Source organism: Amorphus sp. MBR-141 (assembly GCF_053628695.1).
This window is the reverse complement of record NZ_JBRJGW010000057.1, coordinates 1-8,050: the sequence shown is the minus strand read 5'-3', so window position 1 is coordinate 8,050 and position 8,050 is coordinate 1. Positions and strand designations below refer to the sequence as shown.

Sequence of the window (8,050 nt, the reverse complement as noted above, 5' to 3'; positions counted from 1 at the left end):
TGGGCGAGCGCCACGCCGGGACTGAAGACGGTGCAGGCGGAGATGATGAGAAGAGACAGGCGCATGGCAGTGATCCGGATTTGTTCGTTCTAGGGACGCTTTTTGCGGCACACGACGGCTTCGCCATCGCCGACCGCGGCCAGAAAATTGTTCTTGCCCGAGCAGGTCGCCCGTCTGAGACGCTCGACGGTGGGGGCCGTTTCCTTGGTGAAGGCTTCCAGCCTCTCCAGGCGGGCGATCAAGCGGCTGACGTCCGAGGCTGACCGGCTGCCCTCGCCGCTGAGCGCTTGAGCTTGGGCAGGGTCAGAGGCCGCGATCGACAGCGTTACCGCGCACGCGGCAACAGCGCTCAGGACGATCCTCGGGCAAGACAAAGGTCTCAGTATCTGCATATCGCGCCCCCCTCTTCGTCGAAGCCGATGATGAATTGTCCGTCCTTGCACTCGGCCTTGCCGAGCGCGGCCAGAAGCGGCTCGTAGATGGCGGCGAGCCGCTCCATCTGCGCGATGCGGGCCTCAAGACGGGCCAGCTGTGGGGTCTGGGTGGTGCCGCGCGAGGCGGCGTTCTGCGCCTGGGCGAGCGGGCTTGCCGACGCTGCCATCAGCAGTGCGACGGCAAGGACGCGGGCCCATCGGGGGGTCTGGATTGGCATGCGGTTCCCTCTTTCGTGGTTGCTATCTCTCTCTTATGGGGGATGTCAGGAATCGACGGCTGACGGGTCGGCAGACGGCCTGAGCGGTCGGCTTCGTCGAGGACGACACCCACGACGGCATCGACCGAGATCAATCCAAACCACGAGCTGTCCCGCGAGCCGGAGGGCACCTCTCCCATGACCAGGAGGGCGCCGTCCGGAATGCGATTGTCATAGGCCTTGGCATAGAGGGAGAGCATGGCTGCGCGCTCCCCTGGCAGACGATAGGGCACCCCGGCCGCGTTGCGTGCGGGGCTGCCGTTGACAACGACCGCGCCATGCCGAGCGATCCGCAACCGGTCGCCGGCCTTGCCAACGACGGCCTTGGCCAGTGGCTTGCGGCTGGCGCCGACCCGCACCAGCACGATCGCGCCTCGATCGAGCATCGGCCCACAACCCGGACCCAGCGCTGCAAGCAGCGTCGCGCCATCGGCGATCCGCGGTTCAAGAGAGTGTCCCTCGACCCGGACATAGCCGGGTCGGCAGGTCGAAGCGGAGACTGGCGATGGGGCCGCCGTCAGGCCCACCAGGAGGGCCAGGCCAATGGCGGTGCAGCCGTGACAGAGAGCTCGCGATCCCAGGGTAGTGCCACGACTGGAACCGTTAGGCCTGTCATCAGCAGACTCCCAGTCCGGCGATCCCCGAACGGCCATGGACCAACGGCCGGGCAACGGCAGCAAGTCGGTCAAAAGTTGCAGCACCAGAGCGGGTACTTGGTGGTGCAGGATAGAAGACTGTATTTCCAAGCAGCCGCCGCGGCCATTGGCACGGCGCCTTGACCAGCAGTTTCTGTATACGGGTCGCCGCCACCACCACATGAGGCGTACGATGGCTCATGGATCCGGCCTTGTACTTCCACAAGTGTGCTGAGCGACCCGAGCTGTGACAGTTCTCCGAAGCGCCAGCCGGCGCCGAACTCGGCGGCGCACTTGGCGTGCGCCCCGCTCAACCCACCCAGATCGCCAGTGTAGGTCAGCCAGGTGCGCTTGCAGATCGGCGTGGTACCGGCACCGCCACTGGCCCCAACCACAGAGATGGCACTGTCGACATAGGCCTTGGTGGCGACATTGTTGTCGGCCACCGGGGGAGCAGCCGTCATCGTCCCATCGGACGTGATCGTTCCGTTGGAGACAATGGCCTCGGCCATCAGCCGGCCGTTCACCGTGACATCGCCGCCGGTGATGGTCGGGGCGGCGTTGTCGCACTGGATCTGACTGCCGTCGCTGCGACAGAGCCGATTGCTGATGAGCGTTCCCACTTCCGGATCGTCCTCCGTGGTGATGGCCCCGCCCGCGACGCCTTCGGTCTGGTCGGGCACGCATTGCCAGCTTCCTCCGGCGGTGTCCGTCCAGGCGAGCTTGGCGTTGATCAGGTGGCAGTAGGGCGGGACGGCCCCATTGGTCGCATGCGGGCCAACGGTCGGATCGACCTCGTCGACGCAGGCCCACGCGGATCCCGTCCACTGCAGCATCCGGCCGTCGCCGTCGCACAGCACGATGGGCGCCTTGGCGTGGGGGTCGATGTCGGCGAGCTCGCCCTCGGCCGCGTCGATGCGATCGCCATGGTCGGTCAGGGTCGTGTCGATCCCGTCCAGCCGGCCCTCATGGCCGTCGATGCGGGTCTCCAGCGCGGCGTCCTTGGCGACGAGGTCCGCTTTCATTTTTGTCGTCAATGCCTGAAGCCGGGCGATGCCGGCCTGGCCTCGGGCCATGCCGCTGGTGCCGTACACGACGCCCTGGGCGAACGCTGCCGTCGGCAGCAGCATCAGCGCCAGACAAACTCCTTTGAACGCAAACCGCATATTGTCTCTCCTCCGCACGATGATCCGGTTGTCCTCCGGCGTCGTGCGAAGCCCGTCCGGGCGAATTGCCCACGGTCTCGCTGTTCGGGTCGAGCAGATGAGTCTGCCACGCCGGTGACCCGCTCTTGCTTATGAGCGGGCTCACAAACGTGGGTTCGCGGGTCCTGACAGTCTCCTGACAGGGGTCCGGCTTGCGGGTGCAGCCGAACGGTCGGGGTGGCATGTCAGGCCTTCCGGCGGCAGCGGTCTTTGTCGCCTGCGGCCCGTCCTCCGTCTCTGGGGCGAATGCGCCCGCTCCTCTTCCGTCCTTGCCCCGAGATGGCGGCTCTGACCGGGGCCGCCGGCCTGCGCAACGGCTTCGCCGTCCTCCTCTCCCGTTGCGGTCCTTCGGATGCGCCGACCGGCTCTTGGGCCCCGGTGTTCCGAGGCCATCGCAAGGCCGTTCGAAAGGCGAGCGGCCCAAGAGACCAAAGGAGGACAGACCGATGACAAAGACCCGTACCGACGTGCACGCCACCATCACCGACGCGATCGTGGCCGCGATCGAAGCCGGAACCGACGCCTGGCAGATGCCCTGGCACCGCGCAGGCGGCGCGCTCTCCCGCCCGGTGAACATCGCCACCGGGAACCCCTATCGGGGCATCAACATCCTGGCGCTCTGGGTTGCAGCCCAGACCCGGGAGTTTACCCGCCCGGAGTGGGGCACCTACCGCCAGTGGGCCGCCAAGGGCGCCCAGGTGCGCAAGGGCGAGAAGGGCACCACGACCGTGTTCTACAGGGAGCTTGCCGTCGAGGCTGATGCGACCGCTGACGACGGCGACACCGCCTCTACCGAGCGTCGCTGTGTGGCCCGCGCCAACATCGTCTTCAATGCCGACCAGGTGGACGGCTGGGAGCCGGCACCGACCGAAGCGCCCTCATCCATCGAAGAGTTTGCGCCTGTGGCCAACGCGGAGGCCTTCGTGGCTGCCACGGCCGCTGACATCCGTCACGGGGGCGACGCGGCCTTCTACCGGCCGGCAACTGACCATATCCAGATGCCGCCGAAGGAGGCCTTCCGCGGGAGCCCGACCAGCACGCCCGCCGAGGCCTACTACTCCACCCTCTGTCACGAACTTGGACGTTATGCCGATATCGGCATAACGTCCATAATGCCGCGTTTTGGATTATGCCGCGCGAACAGCGTAACGCATTGATCCGTCAGGGTTGGCCGCGCGACAAGGCGGCATAGTCAGATGCCGGAGCCGCCATTCGTGGACCGCGCGGCGAAGGTTCGCGGAGAGCCCACTTTCTTTGATGCTGCGCTGAGCATGAGGGGCGCCTTCGGCGGATCATGCCGCCGATGCAGCATGAAGTTTCATATGGCTTTGGACCCGCACGCCGAAGCGCACAGGAAACCAGCAAGGAAGCTATTGCAAAGCACGAACCGTTTGACTCGGTCGTCGCACACGGGCGCACCTGAATGGGACAGCACGGGTGCGCCTAGATTTTCGCGAGCCGCTGATCCTTATCGAGCCTTGCGGGACGCGCGCATATCCCGCACGAGGCCTTCGACCTCCGGGCGGGACGGCTGATGGCGGTAGCGCAACGCGCGCACCGTGCGCGTGAGCGGCGCGTCAACGATCGGGCGGCTGATAAGGCCCGGCTCGTCGGGAATGGCCGTCTCCGGCAGCACGACGACGCCCGCGCCCTTCCGCGCCAAGCTCAGCAGCCAGTCGACCCGGTTGGACCGATAGGCGGCGTAGAGGTCTTGGTCCCGCTCGGCCACGGCCGCGTGGAGCGCGTTGCGCATCTCGCAGTTAGGCCGGTCAAGGAGATCGGCGTCTGCTAGCTGCGCGAGGGTGATCGAAGCGTCGGCGGCGAGGGAATGGTCTCCCGCCATCACCACGCGGTAGCCCTCGTCGTAGAGGTCGTCGGCGCGGTAGAGATCGGGCACCTCGCCGCCGGAGGTGATCGCGACGTCGATCCGGCCGTCTTGCAGCCCCGACACAAGCGCGTCCGCTCGGTCTACGATCAGCTCCACATCCGCTTTCTGCACCTGTCGGCGGAAGCGGCCGACCGCGTCGACGACGCGTGACTGCCCGATCGTCTCGCCCAAGCCGATGACGATCGGTACCCGGTCGAGATGCAGGTGGCGCGCGGCCTGGGCCTTCGCTTCGGCGGCCTCGGCCGCCAGTCGCTCCAGACGCGGTCGGACGAGATCGCCGAGGGACGTTAGGCGGCACCCGGACCGGTCGCGCAGGAAGAGCACCCCGCCGAGTTCGTCCTCCAACTTCTTGATCGCCGTCGTCAGCGCCGGCTGAGACACGTTCGACGCCTGCGCGGCATGGGTGAAGTTGCGGTGGCGGCAGACGGCGAGGAAGTAGCGGACTTGGTTCATCTCCATCTGCGGTCTTGTTCCTCGTTATGGAATGCCGGTCGTGTGGTGCGCTACAAGGTGACATAGCAAGCAAAAGACGACTTCATCCATACATTATGATTATCGAACGATAGGGCATCGGGATTGGCGCCGAGCGGGCCTGCGCCTCATCTTCGGGCCAAGGACGACTGAGGCCATAAAGGTGTCCGCGTCCGCCATCCGAGAGGAGATCCCATGACCACCCGCATCACGCCGCTGCTCGGCGCCCTCGCCGTCTCCGCCGCTGCCATATCGGCCCACGCCCAGGAAATCGCCCCCGGCCAGCCCGTCAGCTACATCCCCATGCCCGCCGTGACGGCGCAGGCCGACGCCTTCACGGCCTACCTCCCCGAGGCGGCGGGGATCGTGCGCGACGGCGAGCCCGGAACGACCTATTGGTTCGGCCTGCGCGACAACGACACCGTCGGCATCTTCGACGTCTTCGTGAACGCCGCGGCCCAGCAAGCGCATTTCGAGGGGCAGGTCGCGGCCGAGATCAACGCGAACGCTGCCGACTGGGTCGTCGACGGCTGGGACGGCGGCGTGGTGCCCAACGTCAACAACGGCACGATCCTGTCGGCCCGCCATCCGGTCGATCTCGAGGACGTCACGATGGCGACCCACATCGCCCTGCGCGCGGCGGAGGGGCAGGCGGATGCGTTGGCTGATTTGCTGACGTCGGGCGGCGCCATCGTCGAAGAGACGGAGCCGGGCACGCTATTCTGGGTCGCGGTCCAGTATGACGCGAACACGTTCGGCATTTTCGACGCCTTCGCAGACGAGGACGGGCGCGCCGCCCACTTTGCCGGACAGGTCGCCGCACTGCTCAACGAGCAGGCCGGTACGCTGGTCGAAGGCGGCTGGGAGGACGGCGTCGTCGCCAACGTCCGCAACTTCGACGTCGTCGCTATCAAATAGGGCCAACCCCGCATCGAAGCGTTGCCCGGCGTCCAGCGGCGGGCGTCGCACGTGATAGCCTAGCGGTGCAAGCGGACGTTCGTGTATAGCGCAGCGAACGCCCGCTCCGTCCGCGGTGTCGCCGCTCGAGCAAGGCGCGGCGAACGTCTGAATCGGTTCTCCAAGCCGTCACGAAAACGAGCTTATCGCCCATGACGGCAACGAAGCTGCCGCCGAAGAGGTTCTGGCGGTAGGCCACCTCGGTTCCGCGAAATCCGGCCTAGGATGGCCCCTCCATCAAACTGGAGGACCACCCGTGAAAACCTCATCGAAACAAAAGAACACGCCCGAACCACTACCAACTATCGCATCCACGTTTGCCGACTTCATCGCTGGGCAGGGCTACAGCGCTGAATTCGTTCGTAAATATGGCGATAGCGCCCACGCCTTCTGGCAGCGCCTCGAACGAGAACGTCTAGGGGTATGTGATCTGGACGATCCTACGGCCACGCAGATCATATCAGGATGCGTCGCCAAGGTCCGATCCGGTGACCGCACGCACGCCAAATACAGACTCGAACGATTCCGCGATTACTTGATCGAGAATGCCGGCGCACCCGGACAGCATCCCGCTTCTCTCGACACATCCCGCCGAGCTCGTCTTAGGAGAGAATATGAGGCCTATCTTCATGAGGAGCGCGGTCTCGCTGACAGCACGATCTACCACTGCATGCGGTACTACGACATGTTCCTGACCTACATGTTCGGGTCGGCCCTCGGGGATCTGGATGAGATCACCCCCGACGACGTCGTGTCCTTCATCCTCGAGCGCCGGAAGGCCGGAGCGGCACCGCGGGACAAGACGATCCCGGCGCACCTGCGCAACCTGTTCGTGTTTCTGTTCTGGAGCGGGCGAACGAAACGTAACTTGGGGCGAAGCATACCGCCCAGCCGGCAACCCAAGCCGACCGCAATTCCGAGGTATCTGCCGCCGGAGGATATTCAGCGCCTCATCGAGGCCGCAAGGGGCACGCCGAACACCGGGCGGAGGAACTATGCGATGCTGCTCCTACTCTCTCGTCTTGGCCTGCGGGCCCCGGAAGTGGTCGCGATCCAGCTCAATGATGTCGACTGGCGGCGCGGTGAAATCCTGATCCGGGGAAAGCGTCAACTTCATGATCGCGTGCCCCTCCCCGACGAGGTGGGCAGAGCAATCGTCGACTACATCCAGAACGAGCGCCGCGGGTCCGATCGAGCTCTGTTCGTTCTGTCCCGGGCCCCGTACAGCCGCTTCAAGAACGGGCAGATCGTAAGATGGATCCTCAAGGATGCCTACGACGCCACCGGCATCACTCCCCCGCAATCCTATATCGGCTCTCACATCCTTCGGCACAGCCTGGCGACGGACCTGCTTCGCAAGGGGGCATCTCTGGAAGAGATCGGGGATGTCCTCCGCCACAGATCGCAGATGACCACCACGATTTACGCCCAGCACGATGTCGAGGCGCTTCGTGGGCTTGCCCAACCATGGCTGATCGAGGGGGACGTGCGATGATCTCCTTGTCCCAGCGGCTCGACCAGTACCTCGCCCTACGCCGGAGCTTCGGGTTCGACCTGGCGTTCGCGGAGCGCGTGTTGCGTAAGTTTACGATCTTTGCCGATGCCCGCGGCGACGGCCACATCACCACGGAGCTCTTCCTGGCGTGGAAGGATTCTTACGGCTCCGCCGACAACCGCACATGGGCCGCCCGGCTCGGCATGGTTCGCGGCTTCGCCCGGTGGCTTGCGGAGCGCGACGAGGTCACGCACGTCCCTCCCGTCGGTCTGATCCCAGCCGGAAGGTACGCCCGACCGGCCCCCTATATCTACACCAGGGAAGAGATCACATCACTGGTCGCGGTGGCGGCGACATTGCCGTCGGTCTATGGCCTCCGCTCGGCGGTGTGGCAAACCGTGTTCGGCCTGGTCGCCGTCACCGGGCTACGTATCAACGAAGCCTTGAGCCTCGACCGGAAGCACGTGGATCTCGATCACGGCTTCCTCCAGATCGAAAAGAGCAAGAACGGAACCGGCCGGCCCTGCGAAGCCAGGACGTCGACCTGCCGAAGCTTCGCGACGATCTCTTCGGGCTTATGTCTCTTCTGGGGCATTCCATCGTCCTCCAAACAGCTCGAAAGCCTACTTCAGGGAGGACCACTTAGCGTAATCGCAGGTGGCACCCCTCGCCGAGAGCGAAGCGGTCCACCAAGCTGGCGATCCAGCA

9 protein-coding genes are annotated in these 8,050 nt (G+C 65.4%); 4 read left to right on the top strand and 5 right to left on the bottom strand.

All coding sequences use genetic code 11. The features are described 5' to 3' along the window. Nucleotides 1-89 precede the first annotated feature (89 nt). The 4 genes from ACSSVZ_RS27510 to ACSSVZ_RS27495 are packed head-to-tail and all read right to left on the bottom strand — an operon-like array spanning nucleotide 90 to nucleotide 2,492. Entirely contained in the window at nucleotides 90-392 is a 303-nt protein-coding gene (locus tag ACSSVZ_RS27510; RefSeq protein WP_453974056.1) for a hypothetical protein, read from the bottom strand. Continuing rightward, nucleotides 380-652 carry a hypothetical protein gene (locus ACSSVZ_RS27505; RefSeq protein WP_453974055.1) on the bottom strand — a complete coding sequence of 91 codons (273 nt, stop codon included), beginning with the start codon at nucleotides 650-652 and terminating at the stop codon, nucleotides 380-382. The genes ACSSVZ_RS27510 and ACSSVZ_RS27505 overlap by 13 nt, the downstream gene beginning before the upstream one ends. Continuing rightward, complete coding sequence (gene lepB / locus ACSSVZ_RS27500) at nucleotides 601-1,344, bottom strand: signal peptidase I (protein WP_453974057.1); 744 nt, start codon at nucleotides 1,342-1,344, stop codon at nucleotides 601-603. The genes ACSSVZ_RS27505 and lepB overlap by 52 nt, the downstream gene beginning before the upstream one ends. 32 nt (nucleotides 1,345-1,376) lie before the next feature. Further along, complete coding sequence (locus ACSSVZ_RS27495) at nucleotides 1,377-2,492, bottom strand: hypothetical protein (protein WP_453974054.1); 1,116 nt, start codon at nucleotides 2,490-2,492, stop codon at nucleotides 1,377-1,379. Nucleotides 2,493-2,977: 485 nt separating this feature from the next. Between ACSSVZ_RS27495 and ACSSVZ_RS27490 the strand changes: the two genes are divergently transcribed. Then, entirely contained in the window at nucleotides 2,978-3,688 is a 711-nt protein-coding gene (locus ACSSVZ_RS27490) for an ArdC family protein (RefSeq protein WP_453974053.1), read from the top strand. 311 nt (nucleotides 3,689-3,999) lie between these two features. Here ACSSVZ_RS27490 and ACSSVZ_RS27485 read toward each other — a convergent pair whose 3' ends face one another. Beyond that, the gene (locus ACSSVZ_RS27485; RefSeq protein WP_453974052.1) at nucleotides 4,000-4,872 is read right to left on the bottom strand and encodes a LysR family transcriptional regulator; all 873 of its coding nucleotides are present in this window, start codon (nucleotides 4,870-4,872) and stop codon (nucleotides 4,000-4,002) included. Nucleotides 4,873-5,085: 213 nt separating this feature from the next. Here ACSSVZ_RS27485 and ACSSVZ_RS27480 point away from each other — a divergent pair, with 213 nt between their 5' ends. The 3 genes from ACSSVZ_RS27480 to ACSSVZ_RS27470 all read left to right on the top strand — a co-directional run. After that, nucleotides 5,086-5,808: a putative quinol monooxygenase gene (locus ACSSVZ_RS27480; RefSeq protein WP_453974051.1), complete on the top strand. Its 723-nt coding sequence runs from the start codon at nucleotides 5,086-5,088 to the stop codon at nucleotides 5,806-5,808. Between the two features lie 295 nt (nucleotides 5,809-6,103). Continuing rightward, nucleotides 6,104-7,342 carry a tyrosine-type recombinase/integrase gene (locus ACSSVZ_RS27475; protein ID WP_453974050.1) on the top strand — a complete coding sequence of 413 codons (1,239 nt, stop codon included), beginning with the start codon at nucleotides 6,104-6,106 and terminating at the stop codon, nucleotides 7,340-7,342. Then, nucleotides 7,339-8,050, top strand: a 712-nt coding sequence (locus ACSSVZ_RS27470) for a tyrosine-type recombinase/integrase (protein ID WP_453974058.1), incomplete at its 3' end; no start/stop codon positions are given. The genes ACSSVZ_RS27475 and ACSSVZ_RS27470, both read left to right, overlap by 4 nt.

Excerpts from the sequence above, each read along its gene's own strand:
- ACSSVZ_RS27510 (WP_453974056.1), bottom strand. The coding sequence starts at position 392 with ATGCAGATACTGAGACCTTTGTCTTGCCCGAGGATCGTCCTGAGCGCT.
- ACSSVZ_RS27505 (WP_453974055.1), bottom strand. The coding sequence starts at position 652 with ATGCCAATCCAGACCCCCCGATGGGCCCGCGTCCTTGCCGTCGCACTG.
- lepB (WP_453974057.1), bottom strand. The coding sequence starts at position 1,344 with ATGGCCGTTCGGGGATCGCCGGACTGGGAGTCTGCTGATGACAGGCCT.
- ACSSVZ_RS27495 (WP_453974054.1), bottom strand. The coding sequence starts at position 2,492 with ATGCGGTTTGCGTTCAAAGGAGTTTGTCTGGCGCTGATGCTGCTGCCG.
- ACSSVZ_RS27490 (WP_453974053.1), top strand. The coding sequence starts at position 2,978 with ATGACAAAGACCCGTACCGACGTGCACGCCACCATCACCGACGCGATC.
- ACSSVZ_RS27485 (WP_453974052.1), bottom strand. The coding sequence starts at position 4,872 with ATGAACCAAGTCCGCTACTTCCTCGCCGTCTGCCGCCACCGCAACTTC.
- ACSSVZ_RS27480 (WP_453974051.1), top strand. The coding sequence starts at position 5,086 with ATGACCACCCGCATCACGCCGCTGCTCGGCGCCCTCGCCGTCTCCGCC.